This is a genomic window from Ruegeria sp. CDSA077 (assembly GCF_059612265.1).
On sequence record NZ_JBXWQG010000021.1, the window covers coordinates 1 to 21,961 of the forward strand.

General features: G+C 52.8%; 17 protein-coding genes and 2 pseudogenes. 10 read left to right on the top strand and 9 right to left on the bottom strand.

The features are described 5' to 3' along the window. Positions 1 to 508 precede the first annotated feature (508 nt). From AC2FLE_RS20765 to AC2FLE_RS20775, 3 genes are all read right to left on the bottom strand, one after another. On the bottom strand, positions 509 to 4,339 hold the full coding sequence (locus AC2FLE_RS20765; RefSeq protein ID WP_496699459.1) for an SPM autocatalytic domain-containing protein: 3,831 nt from the start codon (positions 4,337 to 4,339) through the stop codon (positions 509 to 511). Between the two features lie 12 nt (positions 4,340 to 4,351). Continuing rightward, the gene (locus AC2FLE_RS20770) at positions 4,352 to 5,317 is read right to left on the bottom strand and encodes a formylglycine-generating enzyme family protein (RefSeq protein WP_496699460.1); all 966 of its coding nucleotides are present in this window, start codon (positions 5,315 to 5,317) and stop codon (positions 4,352 to 4,354) included. Between the two features lie 655 nt (positions 5,318 to 5,972). Beyond that, on the bottom strand, positions 5,973 to 7,367 hold the full coding sequence (locus tag AC2FLE_RS20775; RefSeq protein ID WP_496699462.1) for an aminotransferase-like domain-containing protein: 1,395 nt from the start codon (positions 7,365 to 7,367) through the stop codon (positions 5,973 to 5,975). Positions 7,368 to 7,445: 78 nt separating this feature from the next. On the opposite strand from AC2FLE_RS20775, the gene AC2FLE_RS20780 reads away from it, so the two are divergent. From AC2FLE_RS20780 to AC2FLE_RS20790, 3 genes are all read left to right on the top strand, one after another. Continuing rightward, positions 7,446 to 8,402 carry an EamA family transporter gene (locus AC2FLE_RS20780; protein WP_496699464.1) on the top strand — a complete coding sequence of 319 codons (957 nt, stop codon included), beginning with the start codon at positions 7,446 to 7,448 and terminating at the stop codon, positions 8,400 to 8,402. 743 nt (positions 8,403 to 9,145) lie between these two features. Beyond that, positions 9,146 to 9,352, top strand: coding sequence for a hypothetical protein (locus tag AC2FLE_RS20785; RefSeq protein WP_496699466.1), 207 nt, complete (start codon positions 9,146 to 9,148; stop codon positions 9,350 to 9,352). Positions 9,353 to 9,508: 156 nt separating this feature from the next. Next, positions 9,509 to 10,747 carry a metal-dependent hydrolase family protein gene (locus AC2FLE_RS20790; protein WP_496699467.1) on the top strand — a complete coding sequence of 413 codons (1,239 nt, stop codon included), beginning with the start codon at positions 9,509 to 9,511 and terminating at the stop codon, positions 10,745 to 10,747. On the opposite strand, the gene AC2FLE_RS20795 is transcribed toward AC2FLE_RS20790, so the two are convergent. Then, positions 10,744 to 11,346 (bottom strand): TetR/AcrR family transcriptional regulator, encoded by a 603-nt coding sequence (locus tag AC2FLE_RS20795; protein WP_496699469.1) that lies wholly within the window; start codon positions 11,344 to 11,346, stop codon positions 10,744 to 10,746. The two genes, AC2FLE_RS20790 and AC2FLE_RS20795, sit on opposite strands and share 4 nt — an antisense overlap. Before the next feature lie 281 nt (positions 11,347 to 11,627). Between AC2FLE_RS20795 and dctP the strand changes: the two genes are divergently transcribed. The 3 genes from dctP to AC2FLE_RS20810 all read left to right on the top strand — a co-directional run bounded on the left by dctP (position 11,628) and on the right by AC2FLE_RS20810 (position 14,635). Further along, on the top strand, positions 11,628 to 12,761 hold the full coding sequence (gene dctP / locus AC2FLE_RS20800) for a TRAP transporter substrate-binding protein DctP (RefSeq protein ID WP_496699471.1): 1,134 nt from the start codon (positions 11,628 to 11,630) through the stop codon (positions 12,759 to 12,761). 67 nt (positions 12,762 to 12,828) lie between these two features. Then, positions 12,829 to 13,326 (top strand): TRAP transporter small permease, encoded by a 498-nt coding sequence (locus AC2FLE_RS20805; protein ID WP_496699473.1) that lies wholly within the window; start codon positions 12,829 to 12,831, stop codon positions 13,324 to 13,326. After that, a complete protein-coding gene (locus AC2FLE_RS20810; RefSeq protein ID WP_496699475.1) occupies positions 13,319 to 14,635 on the top strand; it encodes a TRAP transporter large permease in 1,317 nt (438 codons plus the stop codon). The genes AC2FLE_RS20805 and AC2FLE_RS20810 overlap by 8 nt, the downstream gene beginning before the upstream one ends. 622 nt (positions 14,636 to 15,257) lie before the next feature. On the opposite strand, the pseudogene AC2FLE_RS20815 reads toward AC2FLE_RS20810, so the two are convergent. The 3 genes and pseudogenes from AC2FLE_RS20815 to AC2FLE_RS20825 form a co-directional block, all read right to left on the bottom strand. After that, positions 15,258 to 15,350: pseudogene (locus AC2FLE_RS20815) on the bottom strand (IS5/IS1182 family transposase); the annotation flags it as partial. Between the two features lie 258 nt (positions 15,351 to 15,608). Further along, positions 15,609 to 15,842, bottom strand: coding sequence for a hypothetical protein (locus AC2FLE_RS20820; RefSeq protein ID WP_496699476.1), 234 nt, complete (start codon positions 15,840 to 15,842; stop codon positions 15,609 to 15,611). Positions 15,843 to 15,962: 120 nt separating this feature from the next. Continuing rightward, positions 15,963 to 16,562, bottom strand: a complete 600-nt coding sequence (locus tag AC2FLE_RS20825; protein ID WP_496699478.1) for an SDR family NAD(P)-dependent oxidoreductase — start codon at positions 16,560 to 16,562, stop codon at positions 15,963 to 15,965. Between the two features lie 161 nt (positions 16,563 to 16,723). Here AC2FLE_RS20825 and AC2FLE_RS20830 point away from each other — a divergent pair, with 161 nt between their 5' ends. Further along, positions 16,724 to 17,614, top strand: coding sequence for an AraC family transcriptional regulator (locus AC2FLE_RS20830; RefSeq protein WP_496699480.1), 891 nt, complete (start codon positions 16,724 to 16,726; stop codon positions 17,612 to 17,614). Positions 17,615 to 17,876: 262 nt separating this feature from the next. Here AC2FLE_RS20830 and AC2FLE_RS20835 read toward each other — a convergent pair whose 3' ends face one another. Both AC2FLE_RS20835 and AC2FLE_RS20840 read right to left on the bottom strand, forming a co-directional pair. Continuing rightward, complete coding sequence (locus AC2FLE_RS20835; protein WP_496699519.1) at positions 17,877 to 18,740, bottom strand: substrate-binding domain-containing protein; 864 nt, start codon at positions 18,738 to 18,740, stop codon at positions 17,877 to 17,879. Between the two features lie 39 nt (positions 18,741 to 18,779). After that, positions 18,780 to 18,911, bottom strand: a pseudogene (locus tag AC2FLE_RS20840) (helix-turn-helix domain-containing protein); the annotation flags it as partial. 168 nt (positions 18,912 to 19,079) lie between these two features. Here AC2FLE_RS20840 and AC2FLE_RS20845 point away from each other — a divergent pair. The 3 genes from AC2FLE_RS20845 to AC2FLE_RS20855 are packed head-to-tail and all read left to right on the top strand — an operon-like array spanning position 19,080 to position 21,915. Then, complete coding sequence (locus tag AC2FLE_RS20845; RefSeq protein ID WP_496699481.1) at positions 19,080 to 20,075, top strand: TRAP transporter substrate-binding protein; 996 nt, start codon at positions 19,080 to 19,082, stop codon at positions 20,073 to 20,075. Between the two features lie 59 nt (positions 20,076 to 20,134). Further along, a complete protein-coding gene (locus AC2FLE_RS20850; RefSeq protein ID WP_496699483.1) occupies positions 20,135 to 20,638 on the top strand; it encodes a TRAP transporter small permease in 504 nt (167 codons plus the stop codon). A 2-nt stretch (positions 20,639 to 20,640) separates the two neighbouring features. Next, entirely contained in the window at positions 20,641 to 21,915 is a 1,275-nt protein-coding gene (locus AC2FLE_RS20855) for a TRAP transporter large permease (RefSeq protein ID WP_496699484.1), read from the top strand. The last annotated feature ends 46 nt before the right edge of the window (positions 21,916 to 21,961 follow it).

Genomic DNA, 21,961 nt, shown 5'->3' on the forward strand with positions numbered 1-21,961 from the left:
TGCATTCAAATTGTAGAACGCGATAAGGGTCTGTCCAGCGCAGCCCTTCAAATCAAGGAACTGGTGATAAGCGCTTTTTGACTTGCCATTCTAACAATCAGTGCTGGCCCTGACGGTGACGTCGCCATGACCCTAAGCTGCGCTGCGACGCTTGACGATCCGACGAACGGCAGTTGTGGGCCGCCTTGAACGGGCTCGACGGCTCACGTTGGGCCGATGCTGCGCTGCCTCGAAGGTCGGCAACGAGCCCAATCTGTACCTTGGATTTTTTCGCTGCGTGCGCTCGCAGCGAAAAACTCTCCGCGCGGGCACTCAAGGCCGATCTGCGGTTCAGCGGAGACTTCGGCCATTCGTGAGTAGCGCGGCAATTTTGAAGTGGCAGAGTCACAGGTTGCAAACACCGCAGTCGTTCAACTTTAGCTATCGAACGACTTGTTTGAGTTGGGTGTTAGCAAGTTAAAGTTGAGTGCGGGACCCAGATCACGCCCGCACTCATAGGAAATTCAGATCACACGAACGAAAACTGATCCTCGGTTAGAGACGCGACAGATACGTTTTCAATCTCCACAGAACCATTAGCCCATTCCACGTGTGTTCCAGATCCTGTGTCGATGAAAGTCAGGTCCGTGTAAGTGCTTCCCACCAGCTCTATTATGTCAACATCAAGCTCGAAGTCTGTGATGTTGTCCGTACCTTCAGTAGCCAACGTATTAAATACAAAGACATCGGCCCCAGAGCCACCGGTTAGCGTATCGTCGCCTTCCAGCCCGACAATGCGGTCATTGCCCGCCCCACCATCGATAACGTTGGCTGTGTCTGACCCTGTGAGAACATTATGTCCAGCCCCTCCAACAATGTTCTCAAAGTTGAGGACCTGCTCTGTAAAACCATCAGAGAAAACCACGTTGGAAACGGCCAGACTCAGATTGAAGTTGTTGCCGGAGTAAGAGAAATCGATAGTGTCGATACCATCGCCACCATCAAAGAAGTCAGCCCCAATGCTACCTAAGATCAGGTCGTTGCCGCCATCGCCATAGTGATTGTCATCGCCATCGCCACCGTCGATTATGTCGTCACCCGCGCCACCGTAGATTGTGTCGTTGCCTGCCCGACCGTCCAACACATTAGCTACACCTGATCCTGTGATGAGATTATTGCCGACGCTTCCGATGACGTTCTCGAGGTTGATCATCGACTCAACAAAGCCATTTTCAAAGGTAGCTGTTTCTGTCGAGAGATCAATTGTCACGTTGTTGGAAGTGTAGGTAAAATCAATCGTGTCGTTGCCACTACCCCCGTCAAAGCTATCCGCACCGATATTGGCAATCAGAAGATCGTCGCCTTCTCCACCAAAGTGTGCGTCATCGCCATTTCCGCCGTCGACAATATCGTTGCCTGCACCACCGTCCAAAACATCATCCGATGAGAAACCAATAATTGTGTCATCACCAGAGCTCCCAGTAAGAACTTTGTCTCGGATATCTTGCACGTTCAAAACCGTGCCATCTGCAAATTCGATCTGTTCCACGCCCCACTGCCAATCCTGGAAGTGGTCCACAATGGTAACAGTCTCACCATTGCTCAGCGTTATCACCAGATCTTTGCCTGCGTTCTGCGAGAAGGTCACATCAGCCGCGTTCACATCGGTGAACTTAAGCGTGTCGTTTGTGTTCAAGTCGCCACTAAAGTCGGTGATCGTATACGACCCATCGCCAGATGTATGTTCGTAATTCTCCACGTAGCGAGAGCCCGTCACGGTCCCCGTGGCCTTCATATCCGATGCTGATTTATCCCGGATATCTTGCACGTTCAAAACCGTGCCATCTGCAAATTCGATCTGTTCCACGCCCCACTGCCAATCCTGGAAGTGGTCCACAATGGTAACAGTCTCACCATTGCTCAGCGTTATCACCAGATCTTTGCCTGCGTTCTGCGAGAAGGTCACATCAGCCGCGTTCACATCGGTGAACTTAAGCGTGTCGTTTGTGTTCAAGTCGCCACTAAAGTCGGTGATCGTATACGACCCATCGCCAGATGTATGTTCGTAATTCTCCACGTAGCGAGAGCCCGTCACGGTCCCCGTGGCCTTCATATCCGATGCTGATTTATCCCGGATATCTTGCGTATCCAGGACTGTGCCATCGGCAAATTCGATCTGCTCCAAACCCCACTGCCAATCCTGGAAGTGATCTGTGACCGTTATGGTCTCACCATTGCTCAGCGTGATCACCAGATCTTTGCCTGCGTTCTGCGAGAAGGTCACATCAGCCGCGTTCACATCGGTAAACTTAAGCGTGTCGTTTGTGTTCAAGTCGCCACTGAAGTCGGTGATAACATCTGATCCATCACCCAAAGAATAACCATAAGCGTCCGCGTTTACCCCACCAGTAATTGCGTCGTCGCCAGTGCCGCCGACGATGATATTTCCGTCGGAGCTCCCGTTGATTACATCGTTGCCTGCACCGGCATTGATATAACTTGCGCTCGTTGCAGTGAGCGTTTCAGCGTTTGAAGTACCCTCCAAAGACTGCAATGTCCCAGAATATGCTAAGGCCTGCACAAAGTCGGAAGTCTCGTCCAGATTCGCTGCTGCGATAGCCGCCTGTATCATGATTTCGAAAACTTCGCTGCTTGAGCTCAAGTCCGGCTGAAAGAGCATAACAGCAGCTGATGCATCCGCAGCCGTGATCGCTCCTCCATCTACAGCCTGTGCTAACTCAGAAAGCGCTTCAGCAAGTGTTTCATGTGTCATTGTAGCCAGAGACGAAAGCGGGTGCGCTTCGAACGCTGCCGAATACTCTTCAGGAGTTGAAGAGGAAAAATGAGCCGAGGACGCGGCAGCTTGAGCGACAAACCGAGCAGCATATTGTTGAAAGAGAATATCAAATAGCGACTCGAATTCAGCCCCAGCAGCATTTCCGGGCGAGGAACTTGGATTGCCTAACAGAACTATTCCCGTGACTTGTTCCAGAAAAGCCAGATGTCGACCATCGATGTTTGGACCACGGCCAATGGGGTCGGCATCTTCAACGCCAGCCCAAGCTAGCAAAAAATCTTCAAAACGCTGAATAAAACCAACTACATCGCCTGTTGCCAGTTGGTCGACGAGTGCAATGGCTTGCCCTCGCAAGCCCTCGTCCGCGGACATTGCAATCAAACTTGGCAGCAACGTCCCGGAACCGGCTAGCATTGGTAAGTAAAATGCATCGGCATGATAAGAGAATTCATCTGGTAGGAGCGCTATTGAATCGACCGGATCGGTGTCAAAGTATGCGTCCACAACGACACCTGTAGTTCCATCAGCTTTCGTGAAACTGCCTTCCAAAAGGATGTCGTTTCCCGCGACTTCGTAGTTTGTTTGGGTAGCATTCACTGAGATAGATGTTATCCCTGCTTCCGTAAGGTTTTGCGTCTCGCCGTCCTGATTCACACCATCTCCATTGACGTCCTGCCAAATCAGCAAGTCATCGAAAACGGCATCACTTTCGTCGATAAGCCCGTCGTTGTTAGTATCATATGCTGCTAGTGCAAGAAATCCGTTGTCGTAACCTGCCTGATCTCCGAAAAGTTCTGATCCGTTTTCGATCCAACCGTCGCCGTCGATGTCCAGCGCCAATAGGCCATCGTCTGTGGCAACCCATCCAGTTGCTTCGGCAAACCCGTTGGTATCGACGTCAAAATGGGTGAACGACCCTTCCAGAGACGTTAACTCGATGCCATCACCGTCAAGATCCAGAACAAGGGGGGATGGCTTAGGATCAACTAGCTCAGCGACAATTTGGGGTATGATGGAAGGTATTATTGAAGCTTGGTTTGGAGGTGTGCACCCAATAGGAAAATTCGGTAAAATGTCTTTTACATCGTTTTCAACGTCCCTCGCTACGGCTGGTAATTTGGCCAACGCACTCGCTGCATCAGAGGCTATGTCCGGATCATCGATTACACCGTGTGCGACCAAGTCTTTCGCAAGGTCTGATTCGATGTTGTTCTTATGATAAGAACCCTTAATCACACCGGGAATGTCTATGTTGATATAATCTCCATTGACGCCGACCGAGCCAAAGTCAATGCCAGCGATTTCACCGCCAGCAGATCCAGTCACTGTAACCCTGTCTAGATTCCCATTGTGATCGTATCTTATCTCAATATCGATTGCCGTGGTGAAGCCGAGTGTGTCCGCTATTTTTGTAACCATCCCACTATTCATGGAAACATAGAGTGTTTCACCGTTTACACCGACACTAACATCTGCTGGATAACCGAGCTTTTTGAGAACATCTTTGGCTGCTTCTACGTCCTTGAGATCTCTATAAGGTCCGGCGGCGTTCATTTCGCACATAATTCATTTTCCTCAATTTCGATTGAATTCTCTAACGACTCGGAAGCCTGACAATTTTGACCGCCAATCAATGCCTCCGCCACCGCGAGTCGCAACCCGCGAAAAATCCATAGCAAATGAGTAGGAACCGCCTTTTACAACCCGCCTGTGACAATCGACTGATCTCGCCACCTCTAAGTGCTGGCTGGAAGTCGACCAACCCGGGTGCGTCGCTGTCCAGCAGGACATCGTTTTTTCCCCGACATTCCCCGACATATGCCGAAGACCCCAAGCATTGGAGGCATCAAGTTCATCAACGCGAACTGGGTAACCGCGCCACACTAAATCCGGCCGCTTTTCACCAATCATCTCTTCTGTCGGTTTGGCATGGAAATTGGCCTGATCCGTCGTAACTTCCTCCCCTTGCGCAAAAGGAGTCTGCGTTCCGGCACGGGCGGCAAATTCCCATTCGGCTTCCGTTGGTAAGCGGTAGGCATCTATCCCGAGTTTTTTGTTCAGCCAATCCGTGTAAGCCAAAGCATCCAAATAAGACACATCATTCACTGGATGATTGCCCGTAAGATCTATGCGCTCAAAACTATCGCCGATTACAAAATCTTCCGGCACATATTTGCTACATCCCCCATCTTCAACGCAGGCCATCCACTCATCACGGGTAACCTCGTTACGTCCCATGGCAAAGGACAGATCTATTCTGACGCTATGAACCGGACCTTCACGATGCGCGATATACGGCTCTTCCGCTGTCGCGGGTCGGCGCCCTTTTTCATCCCAATGAAAGTTTCGTTTCGATTCTCCCGGTGGTCCACCCATCATGAACTCACCCATAGGCAAGGCAATCATCTCAGGGCAAACATCGCATTCCTGAAACATCTGAAGCGGCGCAACTTCAGTGCCATCCGAAAGAACATAATCTGCGTGTGCGTAGGAAGTAAGAAGGGAAAGCACTGAAACAAATGCTAGTTTTTGAAAGATCATTTTTTACTCGCCTGCGCTAACGGAGCACTTTGCGCTCTGCTTATCCGATTAGTGTCAAAAACAACTTTTACTTGCAAGACATAAGAGGGAAATCTGCATTGGGCTGAGTGCTGCCGAAGCTTACGATGCTAGGAAGGGCGACTTTGTTGGGCGTTTTTCGGGTTACAGTGCTTTACGGCGAAGGAGCGGTTTGCGCGCGGCTTCAACGGCCTCTCTGGCGAAAACTGGAGTTCGTCCCGATTTCCACACCCGTCTGACATGTCGGATCAGACTGCGGCGAAAGTACGGTCTTGGTTCGGGCCAGATCGACGTTTGTGAACGACCGGTTCGGCGACCTGCGCCGCGACCCCGCGACAGGCTCGCTGCTTGTGCCAAGAGTTTCTGCGCCAGCAAAGGTCGAAAACCCAAGGTCGGTTTTGTCCGGCAGTACAGTCGTCCTGATAACTGAAATGCTGCGCGCCGCACCAACGGCAGCTATGACGGGCCGCACCGCAGCACTGCAGAAAGTGAGTGAAGGTCCGGAATGGGCCGTCCTCGTGATCAGCTACTATTGGGGCAGGGGGCTTTGCTGCAACGGCACCGAAGTCGGCAGCGAGCCCCAATTTACCGAATGCTGCATTGCAGACGAACGGCAGCTTGCAGCGTTGGCAACAAGTCAGATCACCATCGAGGAACCGCTCGGCTTTTGCCGCAAAACACCGGCCACAGCTTCCAAGCCAAGTTGTAATCTCCCTTCGTTTGCCTCGTGACTGACGCAGAGGCGAATGGCTTCCGGCGCATCACCTGCATTGACGGCGAAGCAGCGACCTTCACTGACTTGTACGTTTAGACGAGCGCATTCCGCGCGAAATACATCAGCACGCCAGCCTTTTGGCAACGGTAGCCAGAGATGGAAGCCATCCGAAAAATTAAGGATCGCGTCAGCCCCTAGAACGCGTTGGGCGAGTTGCTGTCGAAGTTTGGCGACGCGCTGTTGCTGGTCAGCCAATTTGGTTGCCGTGCCATCCTCGATCAACCGGCTCGCCACCTCCAGCGTCAGCGGCGGTGTCATCCAAACGCTGAGATTGACCGACTGGTGCAATGCGGCGGCCAGCTTCGTGGGGGCCTTTAGAAAACCCACCCGCAATCCGGGTGCGACCGACTTTGACAGGCTTGTCACGTAGATCGTCGTCTCCGGTGCGATCTGCGCCAGCGGCGCTGGCTTGTTGGATTTGAGTGGCCCAAACACATCATCCTCGATCAGTATCACGTCATAGCGGGCGGCAATCTCTGCGATCCGCGTGCGCCGCACTTCGGAGAGCGTGATTGTTGTTGGCGCTTGCAAGGTTGGCGTCAGGTAAAAGGCTTTGGGGTTTGCCTCTCGGCACCATGCTTCGAACGCCTCGGGGACCACGCCGTCCTCGTCCATTGCAACAGCCCCCGTCTGCAGTTCGAGGCGCGCAGCCATAGTCAGGACGGGCGTGTAGGTCAGCGCCTCGGCCAGCAACAGATCACCGGGCTGCAAAAGCGCCATAAGCACACTCAAAATGCCGTGCTGTCCCCCAACGACGGGAATGACGCATTCGAGGTCTAACGTGAGACCACAGCTCTCAAGCCATGCCTGACCGGCTGCGCGATGATGCACAAGGTCTGCGTCGGTCTGGTAGTCCAACAGGGATCGCAGGCCGGTATCGGTCGCAATCTCGGCCATCACGCGACGGATGTGCTGCTCTGAAAACCCCGGCATCGGCAAGTTGCGGGACAGGTCAATCGGACCGTTTTCCAGCCTGCGCAGGGTTTCTGGTTCCGCATGAGCAGGATCAGCGTCGTTCGAACGCACAAAAGTGCCACGACCAACCTCACCTTTCAAAAGGGCGCGCTTCACCGCCTCGGCATACGCACGGCTGGTCGTGTTCGGAGAAACTCCGAGTTGATAGGCCAGCTCACGGTGGGGTGGCAGACGTGTTCCTGGCAACAAGCGGCCTGTCGCGATATCCTCCGCCATCGCCTCGAAAATGCGCAGATACTTCGGGCCATCACGGCTTGATAGGTCGGGAGTCCAAATTGCCATCAGATCAATCTTTCTATTGCACTGACACAAGTGTGGGTGCAAATCCTGTAGGTGTCAATTCAATTATGGGATTCTGTTATGGCGCAATTCACTCCTTCAGTCGGCAAGGGCATCGCTCTTTCCCTGACCAGCCTCACACTGCTTGGGGTCATGCCGATCATATCGAACCTGCGCCCGTCCGATGTCGGGGCGCTCAGCTTCGCCTTTGCACTTTCCGTTTGGCAGGTGGTGTTTGCTGCGCCAGTTTTTGGATGGGAACTGCGCAGGGGCACCAAAGGTATCTTCGGTGTTGATCTGTCCCATCGCGAACGTCGCCGGATAATCCTCGTCGCGCTCTTCACAGGCGCGCTCTTTGGCCTCTCGACATACCTCTATGTTCTGGGTGTCGAAAAGGCAGGGGCGACCAACGCCGCCATCGCAATCCAAGCCTATCCCCTCTTCGCCATCCTTTGGGAGTCCCTGTTCCTGAGGCGGCGGAAAACGCCGGTCGAGCTGACCCTGACTGCCGTTCTGATTGGCGCGCTTTACTACCTCGGCACGGGCGGCACCTTCCTCATGTCGGGCCTATCGCCCTGGTTCCTTGTTTCTCTCGGGGTGCCTCTGCTGTGGAGCATCGCGCATGTCATCATCAAAGAGGAGCTCAGCAACACGCCGATCACACCGGCTCAGGTGACATTCTTCCGTGTCGCGATCTCGACGCTGTTCCTAGCAATAGTTCTGATCATGGCTGTTCCCTCAGGATTTGGCTCTGGCATCGGCGCGATCTTCCGAACGATGTCAGCGCTTATGGGCCTAGTCTATTTTCTGGAACTAATCGTCTGGTTCTACGCTGTTCGCCACATCGACGTATCGCTGGCCAGCTCGATCACGACGCCCTGGCCTGCCCTGACGATGGTGCTCGCCGTCCCGTTGCTTGGCGATGCTGTCGCGCCGTATCAGGTCGTTGCGCTGGCTGTCGTCGTGGTCTGCATCTACGGCCTGACACTGGCAAGTCTGAGAAAGAACAGGCTCCAATCCGCAGCACCGGAGGCGTAGAGGATGCTCGACATTTTTGCCCGTGTAATGATGACGGCTAGTCGGTGCGAACCTTTAGAAGATAAGGATCATCAAGACACTCAATGCGCCAATCCGTGCGCAAATTATACCATGCAATCCGTGCCATCGGAGCGCTGCCTCCCACGAAGGCAAGGTATAGCATCAAGGATTGTTGCGATCCTTCGCTTGGAACGTGGTTCAAACTAGTTGCCTTTGATGAAGCAGCCATTCGACAGACATTCCATGAATGCACGGTTCGTCCGCGATGTGTGAGTTCGACAGAGCCGGGAGTTCGCACTTGCAGCGAATGACCGCAAAGCGGGCCGCGAATGCGGCATCTTGATCACTTGGCCAACGGCAGGATTGGGCCGTCCCCGTGTAAGTTATTAGCGGGGCAGGGGGCTTTGTTGCAACGGCACCGAGGTCAGCATCGAGCCCAAACCTGTGAATACTGCGCTATGCATGAGTGGCGGCTTTATGTGGGAATTCTCGGTTGACCTCACCCTCGGTTGAAGTTTTAGGAAGTCGTTCTGATTGAAAGATGGAGGGCGATTGAGGCGGATTTTTGTACTGGCTGGCAGGGGAACGATTGGAACTGCAATTGTTTTCAAACTGATGGCTAGAAGCAATCAGGTCCTAGCGTTGAGCCGCTCGGAAAAGTCAGACAAAAAGATGGCCTCAAATGGTGCAGAACCGTGCAAAGGTAATTTCTTGCTTCAACCCATTGGGCAGATACTGCCGTGTTGTGTGATGCGATTATTCAGGTCGCGGCAACGTTTGGCAACGATATGGGGGATGCGAACGCCGAAGCGTTAAAAGCCATTATCAAGGCGGCGACATCTAAGCCTGAAACCACCCGGACCATCAAACGCGGACACATTCACCACAAACAACGAGGCGTCAGAGGTGAAATCGAATTCATGCTCCAACTTTTTCCGGTGCCCGTCTAAGGTTCAAACCACATCCCACAATTCCGAAACACACCAATTAACGCAACAGCCCAATTCAAGAATCCAGTCTTGCAAACAGGCAAGTCTGTAAGTAACAAACAGTTGTGCCTGTAAATTAAGGGTGCGTTGGTGAATCGCAATTGCTGGGGAATCGCAATGACATCAATACTGATAAAAAATGGTCGAATCGTCGACGGCACGGCAGAGATTGCGGCTGAACCTGTAGATATCGCAATCGAGAACGGGCGGTTCGTTGAGGTTGATCGCCAGATCAACTTTGATGCTGACGTAGTCATTGATGTAAATAACAGCGTCGTCATGCCCGGCCTGATTGACTGCCATGTTCATGTTGCGGCGGCAACTGCGAATCTTGGTCTAAACGCAGAGCTTCCAAGCTCATGGATCGCTCTGAAGGCCGCAAGAATTATGCGCGAGATGCTCATGCGTGGTTTTACTACGGTTCGCGATCTTGGCGGAGCGGACTTGTCGTTGGCAAAGGCGCAACGAGATGGCCTGATAACGGGTCCGAAGCTTGTTATCTGCGGAAAGGCGCTATCACAAACTGGCGGTCACACGGACTACCGTGGACCCTTCAACAATAGAGATATCACGTATTATTCTGAGAAGCTTGGTGCTCTTGGCAGGATATGTGACGGGGTGCCCGCCGTGCAAATAGCTGCTCGTGAAGAGATCAAGAACGGCGCTCAATTCCTTAAGGTCATGGCCGATGGCGGCGTTTCATCCCCGTCAGATCCAATTGGCTACCAGGTCTATTCAGTGGATGAGTTGAAGGCGGTTGTCGAAGTTGCAACTGGATTTGGCACCTACGTCGCCGGCCACCTCTACGAAGACGAGGCCATTATTCGTGCGTTGGACTGTGGTATCACCTGTATAGAGCACGGCAATATCATGAGCGATGCGACGATTGAACGAGTCGCCCGCGAAGGTGTTTTCGTTGTTCCAACTAACATCACTTATGACATCCTGGCCAAAGAAGGCGCATCTTTTGGCCTCCCGGCTGAGTCAGTTAACAAAATTGAAGACGTTCGCCAGGCTGGCCTTGAACGACTGGGAAAGCTGCATGCGGCAGGTGTCGTGATGGGTTACGGTTCCGACCTTCTAGGTGAAATGCACCGTCACCAATCCGGTGAATTTGTATTGCGCGGGAAATACTTGCCAGCGCACGACGTGATCCGTTCAGCGACAGTAGACGCCGCAAAAATACTGAAAATGGAAAACGAAATTGGCTCCATCACCGTTGGTGCTTCAGCTGACCTGATAACAGTCAATGGTGACCCGTTGCGCAATCTGAGTTTGCTCTGCGATGACGGTGTGCACCTTCCGTTAATCATACAAAGTGGGAAAGTAGTAAAATCCGAGATTGCGTCAGTCTAGTTGTCGCATGGGTGAAATGACCGGCGCGCAACCTCCTTCCAAAGAGACAACTGCCTTTCAACAACATGGCTGTCATCGTCGAAACTGCGATGCATTGCTATTCCACGGAGCGAGGAGAGTGTAAGTTGTATGAAGTTCTTGGTTCTTTCATCGTTGTCTTGCACACCCAATATCTGAATTGCAATCCGATCACGCTCCTCGATCCAGGCGATGAGAACATCCCGCAGTGCTTGGCCAAGTTCATTGTTCTGTCTTGAAGCCAACATGAGTTCCATTGCTGCCGCATATCTCTTCGGCTCGAAGATGTTTTTCCATAGTGCATCAATCAGTTCTTCAATCGAAAGTCCAATGGGCCGTGTTTCATCCCGAAACGGGTATCTGTTACGCCATTCGCTCACTAGATGTTGGAATGCATCAACAAGGAGGTCATCCCGTATCGCGTACTGATGAGTAAGCGCGCCCCTCGAAATTCCGGCCTTGTTAGCAATCATAGGAGTTGAGATACGTTCATAGCCGACTTCTACTAAGGCATCCAGGGTTGCCTCGCAGGCTTTCCATCTCGTTTCTTGCGAGCGTTCTTCTTGACTGCGACGCGGCATTCTTTGCACCATCATTGATTAGGCTTAGTCTGTTCTTCCAATCGCTAAAAAATCATAGCCGGAGAAGTATCTGCCTGTCTGGTCTAATCATTACAAACAGACCAGTCTATTTAAAGAACTCAAGTCCTACCCGCAAGAGGATTTGGGGAATTTCCAAACACTTCCGATTCAATCAATGCCCCATCAACATTATACAAGATTCATTCATTTACAAACAGACCTGTCTGTGTTTATGTTTGTTCGTCAAATCGGCACAAAAGAAACAGGGAAAGGATTATACTATGCGAACACTAGGAATAGCTGCCGCCTTGGCGGCCACGTTTGCTTCGACATCAACCCCTTCACTCGCCCGCGACACAATCGTCGCTGCGACGTGGTTGCCTCCCTCACATCAATACTCACGCTATCTCTATGAGTATTGGGCGGAGCGATTGGAGGAGCACTCTGGCGGAGCACTTACAGCGCAAGTGGAACTTGGATCTCCACGCGTTACTGCCTCTGGAAACATGTCTGAGATTGCCGATGGACTAGCTGATGTGTCTGGCCATTTCGCACAATATACGCCTAGCGTACTACCCGTGGCTAACGCGGTTGAAGAACTAGGTATGACGTTCACCGATCCACGCGTGATTATTGCCGCAGCAACCGACTTCAACATCAATGACCCACAACAACAGGCAGAGTGGCAAAGCCACGGCATCATATTCGGCAGTTCCTACACAACTAACCCTTACAAGTTCATTTGCAATCGGCCGGTTACATCACTTACCGAACTCAAAGGCGCCAAGCTTCGTCTTCCCGGTCGGGCTCCTGCAGAGTGGGCAAATAACGCGGGTGCCGCAACCGTCGCATTCAACACAAATGAACAATACGGAGCGCTCGATAAAGGTGCTCTAACATGCACGACTACGACTGCCGCAGACGCCTATGTCCGCAAACTTTATGAAGTCGCGCCCCACATCACAGATCTTCCAATCACGATGTTCTGGGCCGGCCTGGGTCACGGGTACAACCCTGGCGTCTGGTCGGAGCTTACAGTCGAGCAGCGTCGTTCGGCACTCTATGCCGATGCCGATTCCATGGCGGCATTGATCGTAGAAGGAACAATCGCCGAAGAAGAAAGTGCACGAGAAAAACTCAGCGCAGAAGGCGTCACGTTCCATACACCTAGTGCCGATTTAGTAGCTTCGTTGGAAAAGTTCAAAACTGCACAGCCCGAATTGGCAGTTTCAGTGATCCAGGAAACCTTCAACATTCAGGAAGCGGAAGAGCTTCTTGCCCGGTTTGGCTCCACAGTTTCCAAATGGGAGGCGCTTCTTGCCGAGGTCCCCATTGAAGATACCGAGACATTTGCGGGCCTCATTCGAAGTGAAATCTACGACAGCCTCGACCTCGAAAGCTACGGAATAGACTAACCATACAAGAATACTAGTGCGGAGCTGGTTTCATGAGCCAACTCCGCTGCTTTCCAGGGAGGGGAAGATGCCTAAACTAACTTATTGCCTGGAGCGCGCTGCTGGCTTCCAACTCGCGCTTTCCGCACTTGGAATACTTGGCATATTGCTCGCAATATTTTCCGACGTGTTACTGCGATCTCTGTTCAATTCTCCGATAAGCGCCACATTGGAGATCGTCTCCTTTTGGTGCATGATCCCCGTTACTTTTTTCCCCCTGATGTTTCTTGAATACCATCGCGAACACATCGAAACCGACTTGTTCTATCAGATGTTCCCTCTGCAGCAAAGGCATCTGGCTGATACAGTATCAAGCTCTATTGCCGTCGCAATTTACGCTGGGCTAGCGTGGCTCACCTTTGATCAAGCATTGGAATCAACTGAAGCAAAGGAGGTTTCGATGGGGGTAAACCTTATCCCAATTTGGCCGGTTAGATGGGTGCTTCCCATTGCCTTCTCTTTTGCAACAATTTCCGCGCTAATTCTCGCTTTCCAAACATTCAAGAAAGACAATCAAAATGGTTGAAGATCTCATACCTGTATTGCTTGTTTTTGGTGGCTTACTTTTCCTGATTTCTATTCGCACGCCAATAGGTCTTGCTCTGATTACAGTTTCGTTTTTTGGAATCGCGGCGGAAACAAGTTGGCGTGCCGCATTCGGCTCTGTGTCGCGATTGCCATACGAACTTGCAACAAACTGGAGCTTCTCCGCAGTTCCTATGTTTCTCCTGATGGGTTATGTCGCAGCAGAGAGCGGGCTCACGAAGGGATTGTTCTCTACCTCCAAGGTTTTGCTACGTCGACTGCCTGGGGCGCTCGCATGCGCAAGCGTGTTTGCCAGCGCGCTGTTCGCGGCTGCATCGGGATCTTCGGTAGCGACGGCGGCTTCTATGTCCAAAATTGCCATTCCAGAAATGCTAAGGCGGAAATACGATCCTGGCCTTGCATGCGGTACGATCGCGGCCTCAGGGACTCTCGGATCACTCATTCCGCCTTCAATCTTGATGATCCTGTATGGAGTTTACTCCGATGTATCTATCGGTGCGCTCTTCTTGGCTGGCTTTATTCCTGGCGTTCTATCTGCCGCGATTTACATGGGGATGATCATCACCAGATGTAGTATCAATCCATCGCTTGGCGGCGCAGGTCACCAAGAAGAAGAAACCGAGTTGAGTTTCGCAACAATAATGCGTGAACTTGCCCCTCTCCCAATTCTGATCGGTGTTGTTATGGGGAGTATTTCTTTTGGCATTGCTACACCGACTGAAGCCGGCGCGCTCGGAGCTGCAGGCGCCATAGCTATCGCTGTTATCACTGGGCAATTCGAGTGGAAAACACTGTTTCTGGCTCTCCGAATGAGCGCGGCTTCGTTCACTGCAATTTTCATCATTGTGATTGGTGGCGCGCTCTTGACCCGGTTCACGGCCGTTGCGGGCGTCAACATCATGTTGGAAGAGCTCTTGACTGCAAGCGCAGCAGGACCGTTGGCATTGATCATCGCAGTAGCAATAACTTACATCATCTTGGGGATGTTTATCGACTCGATCGGTCTTTTGTTATTGACCGCGCCATTGATTTTGCCATTGGCCAACACAATGGGTCTCGACCTTGTTTGGTTTGGCATTATCTTGATCAAGCTGCTCGAAATAGGCCTGATCACCCCACCCGTCGGACTGAATATCTTCGTCATTCAAAGTGCTCTTAAGGGAGAGGTGCCTTTGGCAAAAATCTTCAAGGGCGTGACTTGGTTCATAGTAATGGATGTACTCACGCTGGTCGTTCTCGTGGCATTTCCTGCTATCACACTTTGGTTGCCTACAGTGGTTCTAAATTAAGCGATTGACCCTTTGGGCTTTCCCAAAAGGTTAGCGAAACACCCGACCAAAACCACACTTGGAAAGAAGGATTTTTTCGTGGTCAACGGTTTTTCTCCAGTGGTAATATCGGCAGACATTTCAGCTGTTGTGGACATCGTGAGATCGAATATCACCTGTAGTGATCTTACGATCCTAAAGCTCAATAGTTCACGTTCACACGCTCACCGTATCTATTCATCGATTCCAGGTTTCCCGAAGTCAGGAATCAAGACGCTCCCAAGCAAAAACTGGAAGTCTAAGGTGGTAATCAACAAGCAACCAATGCTGACTTCCGGCATAATCCAGCTGAGGGCAGTGTTTCCTGACTACCAACAGATTTTGGAGGGGGGCTACTTCGCAGTGCTCAATTTGCCCGTAATCCTAGTTGGCAGGTGCATTGGAACTGTGAACTGCCTCTTTGAAGTTGATGCTGATACCCTGCCTCCAGAAAATGTCATCAGGAACGCTATGAATACCTTAAACTCGTCCGACTTCCCTAATGTGTTGGATCGCATTGGGGTCAAGAATAACTAAACACTCCCCCCAACTAGCCCGCGCGCGATGCTTGTGCGCGGGCTTTTTTGAAAAACAGGCGGGTTGACGGTGGATTGCCGTTCAGAAACGGCGTCCAAACGATCCCGGGATCGAGCCAGATCGAGAGTGATCCGCGTTGCTTCTGTGCTGTGTTATATGAGTCAGAGCTTCATTGTATTTTCTGCAAAGGCTTCAATGAATGGTCGGAATTAGAGGGATCACAGGCCTTCGCATGGACAAGACTAACGACCTCAAATTCCGCGTTAGTGAGTTCGACAGGCCTCCTTTCTTGCGAGTGCAGCGAATGGAGGCAAAGCGACTGCTGCCGCAGCATCTCGGTTGGCCTCTGGATGTCGGCTCTGGGCCGGTTCCAAAAGCGATCCTCACGTCGAACAGCAACGAGAATTTGTCGTCTAGTTCAGAGTTTCCAATCGTACCCTACGGCCTTTTCGGAAACCTCCCAAAGACGCGACATAACAGCCTTGTCATAGGCATGAGCATTTAGTGTGCCTTTGCCGACGGGGCCGACCGCTTCCATGCGGCCAGTCGGACCGTAGAGGGCGCGTTGTTCAGTCAGAGCCTCTTCGGTCGCGCACATAACCTCGGGGTATGAGCCTTGCTCTGCAGTCTGTACCATCGGCGTCTTGGTCATTAGCCACCAAATAAAACGCGTCGTGCGGCTGCCGCTTGTTGTGATCAGCGAAGTGGCCGATGAGCCCGGATGGCAGACAAAAACTTCGACATCTTTGCGCCCCGCAGCGGCCAGCCAGTCCTACAGTTCGTATGCGAACATCATCTGAGCCAGCTTGCTCTGTGAATATGCGGTGTTTGCACCGTAGCCTTCATCCCAGTTCATATCGCCGAACTTGATCGTCTTGAGCCCAAGGTTGTAGCCGAGACTGGCGACAACCACGATCCGGCCCTTGCTTTCGGCGATGCGGTCAAACAGCAGACCATTGAGTAGAAAATGTCCGTAGTGGTTGGTGCCGAGCTGGCTTTCGAACCCGTCGACGGTCAGCTCGCGCTTCGGCACCTGCGCGATAGCCGCATTGTTGATCAGCGCGTCGATGCAGGGCACGGTCCGCAGGACCTCGTCGGCGGCCTCGCGCACGCTGTCCAGAACGGACAGATCCATGCGGATGAAGCTCACGTCGGCTTTCGCGCCGAATTCCTCTATCAGGTCCGCGATTGCCACCTCGGATTTCTCGGCCGAGCGGTTCAGCATCACCACCTTCGCGTTCTTCTTCAGAAGAATGCGCGCGGCTTGAAAGCCTGCGCCAGCGTTGGCGCCGGTGACGACATAGGTCTTGCCTGACTGGTCGACGAGGCGTTCGGGTGTCCAGCCTTTAGGGCCAAATGTCGTATCTACCATTTTCTGTCTCCTGCCAGCCCAAGCTGGCGGTTTGGGGTGCTATTGTCTGAAAGCACAGATAGAACCTGACTGGGCACGTAAACAGGCGATATCCTCTCGATTACTTGCCCAATCGTCTCAACCCCATTGCAAAGATGAAAGTCCTCTGCCAGCTAGAGCGCATGAGCAAAGACCAGATCAAAGATCTTATCGAGCGCCGTCTGCCAGAGGCAGGCCTCGTCGATACCGCGTTGAAAGGCGTCCAGCTTTTTCGGGTGACCGAGGCCATGCCCTGCGTGCCTGCTGTCTACGAGCCCACGGTGGTGGCTATTCTCAGTGGCACCAAGGAAGCTGTTCTGGACGGTGAGCACCAGGTCTATGGCAGCGACAAATACATGCTGTGCCCCATGACTTTACCGGTGGAGGCGGGCACGCCATTGGCTTCCAAGGACGATCCTCTGCTTGGCGTCGTGATTGCGCTGGAGCCACGGATGATGCGGGAGCTCACAATGGAGATCGAGACCGCCGCTGGTGGCAACAGACAAACGCGGGATGGCGCGCCATCGGCCTTGGCATTGGCTTCCTGGGATGGTGGTTTCACGCAGGCACTGCTGCGGCTTATAGAGCTGCTCGACAGTCCGGTTGATCTGGAGGTGCTCGGGCAGGGGCGACTGCGCGAGTTGTGTTATGCGGTGCTCATGGGCGAGGCCGGGGCCGCAGCAAGAAGGGCCTTTGGCGTCGGCAACGAAATCGCGCGCACCATCGACTACCTCTCAACCCGCCTGAACGAACCGGTAACCATCGACGATATGGCCGACCACGTCGGCATGAGCCGGGCGGTATTCCACCGGCGGTTCAAAGACGCTACGACAATGTCTCCAATACAGTTCGTGAAATCTATGCGGCTGAACAACGCAGCCATGAAGATTGCCGAAGGAAAGACCGTGTCGGAGGCAGCTTGGGATGCGGGCTATCAAAGCTCCTCTCAATTCAGCCGCGAGTTTAAGCGAATGTACGGCCAGTCGCCCCGGCAATGGAGCCATGCGGCGCAGGACCATGAACGACTGACTTAAGGGGGCCTGGTACTTCAGGCCTGTGACAAATGTCCGGTAAGCGGGCTTGAGCTGCAGAAACTTGATCTGTCGACCAACGGCAGGATTGGGCCGTTTGCCGATTCTAGGATGCGGGCGGCATCGGTCGCCTCCAACACCTTGTCATAAATGCCAAGAGGAAAACTGTGCATGGCAGCCAGAGCTCTGGGGTAGTAGTCACTGAGAAACTTTAGTGCCGCGCCGGGTACTGCTCGGATGAAGCCTGCTCTTGCATCGCAATGTTCTAACCGAAAGTTGTACCAAGAATGTTCTCTCGGGTGATAATTTCTATTGGAAGAATAGGAATTATAGGTTTTTGGTGCTCCAGTTCCGCGATCATCACCTGGACAGCCAATTCCGCGGCCCGACGCATGTTCTGATGCAGCGTATAGTGCATACTGCCATCAAGCAGATATGCCTGCGTCTTCGCCGTCAGATTGTGGCCGATCAATTTGACTTCGCCAGCGACACCATTAGCTTGCAGGGCCCTAACGATCCCTTCATTGCCACCGCCGACACTGTAGATCCCCAACAAGTCGGGATGTTCCTCGATGAAGGTACAGGTGGCGTTATAGTTTCCTTCGATGTCATCTTGACCCGAAATCGTATCAGCCAATTGCAGGTGTGGAAACTCTTTGCGGACCACCGCGCGAAAACCCATTTCGCGATTTTCGTGGCTTCTGTAATATTGACCGCCCGAGATGATTGCGACCAATCCGGCTGACTGACACAGGCGACCCATAAGCAATCCAGCGGTACGTCCGGCGGCGCGCGAGTCTGTTCCGACAAATCCAATGACGGCCGAATTCGCGAGGCTAGAAATCAGGGACAGGCACGGAATTCCGCGGATCTTCAAGTGGTCGACCGCATCGCGCACGCGTTGATCTTCCAGTGCCTGGAAGGCGACGGCATCTATACCTTGTCCTTCACAAGCGCGTAGTTTGCGTGCCAACGCACCCGGCTCCATTTTGGTGGTAAAGACGCATTCAATCGTTGCGTTCCCCCTGGCGCCGAATTCCTGAAAACACTGGGCAAGATATTCGGTGGAAGGGCCGGCTTCACCTGGTAAAAATATTTTCAACCGCCAGGGTCTGTTTCGGTCGACCACAGGTGTGCCGGTTTCAATCGCGGCTTTCGCCTGAATGACGCGCTGCCGCGTTGAATCGCGCACATTACCGCGACCATTCAGGACGCGGTCGACAGTGGCTGTCCCAACCCCGGCAAGGCGTGCGATATCTGCGACTCGTGCATGTTTTGGGATCAGTGGTTCTGAATCCACGGCCTACCTCCACATCATTTTGCATCACTATTAGTAATAATTTCCAAATATGTACATCATTTAGCATCATGATTGAATTGATGCCCGATATTCCTTGCAATGGGCGGCGCCGATCGTGAGTTTCTCGCTTATGCTGGGTCTACGCACCCAAAAAACTGGGAGGACGTCATGAAACGGACAACAAAATTTCTGGCCACAGTGGTCAGCTCGATCATCGCAGCAACCGGCGCGTCGGCGGCTGATTTTACATTCAAATATGGGAACGAACAGCCCGAAGCTTCGATCCGGTCTCAGTCGATGGTATTCTTTGAAAAAGAACTTGAGGACCGCTCGGGTGGCCGCATTGATGTCGAGACATTCTTTGGTGGCGCGTTAGGTAATGAACGCGAAATGATGGATCAGGTCACGTCGGGGCTTTTGCAAGGTACGCGTGGCGGATTCTTTGCTGATGCCAGCGGGGCCTTCAATTTGTTTCAGCTGCCTTTTTTGGTTGCGAGCTGGGACGAAATGCAGTGCTTGGTTGGTAGCGATTTCACCAAAGAAATCGGAGCCCGCGCCGCGGCCAATGGCTATCACGTGCCGGCCACCGGCATCAGCCAAGGATTTCGAGCCTATACAAACAATGTGAAACCCATCACCAAAGTCGAAGATCTTGCCGGGTTAAAAATCCGCGAACCGCAGTCCGATTTGATGATCGCAACCGGTACCGCGCTTGGATCTGTTCCAGTTGCCATGCCATTTTCTGAAACCTATCAGGCTTTCCAGCAGGGTGTGATTGATGGCCAGCATAACCCGCCGCAAAACATCTGGGACTTCAAGGTACATGAAGTCCAAAAATATCTGTCTCTTACAAACCATATGACAGGCCCCGATCCGCTTATCGTGAACAAGGCATGGTACGACGCTCTACCCGCCGATCTGCAGGCTATCTTTGACGAGGTTTCGGTGGAAGCGCTCGCAATGTCCGACAACCTGTACCGCGAGGCCGAAACTAATGTGATTGAAGACATGAAGGAATTTGTGGAAATCAATACATTGGAACCCGCTGCCCTGACTGGTTTCCAGACCGCCGTTGAACCTGTTTACGCACAGATGATTGATGCAGGTCATTTCTCCCAAGATGACATTGATGCAGCCCGCGCTGCTGCTCAGTCCTGCAATTGATCAGATTGGGTTCGGGCCTGAGTCGCTGGCCCGAACCCTGCAAGCAGAAGGGTAATGTTGTGGATCGTCTTATTGCCATAAATCGGGTGCTGACTGCTCTGCTGGAGAACATCATGGTGGTTCTATTTGCCATTTTTCTGGTCATAGTATGTGCCAAAGTTCTGATGCGACCCTTCGATGCTGCGATCTACGGGGTTGATGAACTGGTTAAGATGTCTTTCCTGACCACCAGCGCCCTTGGTGGTGCGGTCGCAATTTCCCGTCGGGAACATATTGCCATCACCGTCTTCATAGATCTGTTGCCGCATACTATTAAAGTCAGCCTGTATATTTTGGGCCTGGCGCTTGTCGGTGCGATGAATGGGTTGTTGGTCTATCTATCCTTTGACTGGATTGCTGGACCGGGCAAGAATATTTGGCAGCCATTTGGCATGCCGCAATCTTACGTCTTTGTCATTGTCCCGCTTGCCTGCTCGCTTGCCGTGTTGTTTTGCGCCATCAAAATCGTCCTGACGTTGTCTGGCGACGAGAATACCGACATACTTTGGATGCCCGAGGACTGACCATGTTAATTCTCCTTGGATCCCTTCTGCTTCTTTTGGTCATCGGCGTGCCCGTCGCTTACGCGTTGGGTCTTGCATCGGTCGCTTACTTCATGATCGAAGCACCTGCTGCGATGGGTTTTGTCGTGCAGCGGTTCTTTTCAGGCATAAACAATTACCCGCTGGTGTCGTTACCATTCTTCATTCTGATGGGGCTGGTGATGAATTCCGGCGGCATCACCCGCCGCCTGCTCGATCTGTCGATGTTCTTCGTGGGCCGGTTCCGTGGTGGTCTGGGCCATGTGAACGTCGTGGCTTCGATGATCTTCGGCGGCATCTCGGGCTCGTCGGCGTCAGACACGGCGTCGATCGGCGCGGTCCTGATCCCAGAGATGGAAAAGCGTGGCTATCCGAAAGAAGTGGCCGCAGGCATTACTGTCGCTTCGTCAACGATGGGTATGATCATTCCGCCATCGGTGCCGATGATCATCTACGCTATCGCAGCTGAGGAATCGATTGGGCAGCTGTTTCTGGGAGGCATCATTCCCGGTATCATGGTCGGGCTAATGCAGATGATTGTGGTTTGGTACATGGCCCGCCGCAACGGCTACCCGACCGAAAACATCCCCTTCACACTGCGGGCTGCGTGGCTTGAAGCCAAGCGATCTGCGCCCGTGGTGATCATGCCTATAATGATTGTCGGATCCGTGGTTTTCGGCTTTGTGACGCCAACAGAAACGGCTGGGGCAGCTGTGGTTTACGGCCTGATCATCGGGCTTTTTCTAGTTGGTTTGGTGGTGGTCAAGGAACTGCCCGGCGCCATGCGGCAAGCCATCATCATGTCTGCCAAAATTATGATGATCATCGCCTTCAGCCAGGTGTTCATCACGGTGCTGGCACTCGAGCGGGTTCCCAATCAACTGGCTGATTTTGTTTCAGGGTTTGGCTTAGGTCCAACGGGCTTCATTTTACTGATGGCGTTGTTGATTCTGATTTCAGGCACCTTCATCGACGTAAGCCCGGCGATCCTGTTGATGACGCCCGTGCTGTTGCCGGTTGCTCAGGAGCTTGGCATTTCGGGGGTGCATTTCGGGGTGGTGATGATCTCGGGGCTTGCTGTCGGAGCCTGTACGCCGCCAGTCGGCAATTGCCTAAACGTTTGCGCCGCAATTTCGCGACTCAGCATCGGAAAAATCTTTCTCGGGGCGGCCCCGTTTCTGTGCGCAAACGTCGTTGTGCTGATCCTGATCTGTGTTTTCCCGCAGTTGGTGTTGTGGATACCCGGCTTGGTTTTCTAGCCGGGAATGAAATGGGCAGGAGGTGTCTTTTGGACCCGCCCGACGC

What these genes read in the sequence shown, in the direction of transcription:
- AC2FLE_RS20845 (WP_496699481.1), top strand. Translation starts at nt 19,080, where the DNA reads ATGAAACGGACAACAAAATTTCTGGCCACAGTGGTCAGCTCGATCATC.
- AC2FLE_RS20775 (WP_496699462.1), bottom strand. Translation starts at nt 7,367, where the DNA reads ATGGCAATTTGGACTCCCGACCTATCAAGCCGTGATGGCCCGAAGTAT.
- dctP (WP_496699471.1), top strand. Translation starts at nt 11,628, where the DNA reads ATGCGAACACTAGGAATAGCTGCCGCCTTGGCGGCCACGTTTGCTTCG.
- AC2FLE_RS20765 (WP_496699459.1), bottom strand. Translation starts at nt 4,339, where the DNA reads ATGTGCGAAATGAACGCCGCCGGACCTTATAGAGATCTCAAGGACGTA.
- AC2FLE_RS20830 (WP_496699480.1), top strand. Translation starts at nt 16,724, where the DNA reads ATGAGCAAAGACCAGATCAAAGATCTTATCGAGCGCCGTCTGCCAGAG.
- AC2FLE_RS20825 (WP_496699478.1), bottom strand. Translation starts at nt 16,562, where the DNA reads ATGGTAGATACGACATTTGGCCCTAAAGGCTGGACACCCGAACGCCTC.
- AC2FLE_RS20770 (WP_496699460.1), bottom strand. Translation starts at nt 5,317, where the DNA reads ATGATCTTTCAAAAACTAGCATTTGTTTCAGTGCTTTCCCTTCTTACT.
- AC2FLE_RS20805 (WP_496699473.1), top strand. Translation starts at nt 12,829, where the DNA reads ATGCCTAAACTAACTTATTGCCTGGAGCGCGCTGCTGGCTTCCAACTC.
- AC2FLE_RS20790 (WP_496699467.1), top strand. Translation starts at nt 9,509, where the DNA reads ATGACATCAATACTGATAAAAAATGGTCGAATCGTCGACGGCACGGCA.
- AC2FLE_RS20780 (WP_496699464.1), top strand. Translation starts at nt 7,446, where the DNA reads ATGGCGCAATTCACTCCTTCAGTCGGCAAGGGCATCGCTCTTTCCCTG.
- AC2FLE_RS20810 (WP_496699475.1), top strand. Translation starts at nt 13,319, where the DNA reads ATGGTTGAAGATCTCATACCTGTATTGCTTGTTTTTGGTGGCTTACTT.
- AC2FLE_RS20820 (WP_496699476.1), bottom strand. Translation starts at nt 15,842, where the DNA reads ATGACCAAGACGCCGATGGTACAGACTGCAGAGCAAGGCTCATACCCC.
- AC2FLE_RS20795 (WP_496699469.1), bottom strand. Translation starts at nt 11,346, where the DNA reads ATGCCGCGTCGCAGTCAAGAAGAACGCTCGCAAGAAACGAGATGGAAA.
- AC2FLE_RS20855 (WP_496699484.1), top strand. Translation starts at nt 20,641, where the DNA reads ATGTTAATTCTCCTTGGATCCCTTCTGCTTCTTTTGGTCATCGGCGTG.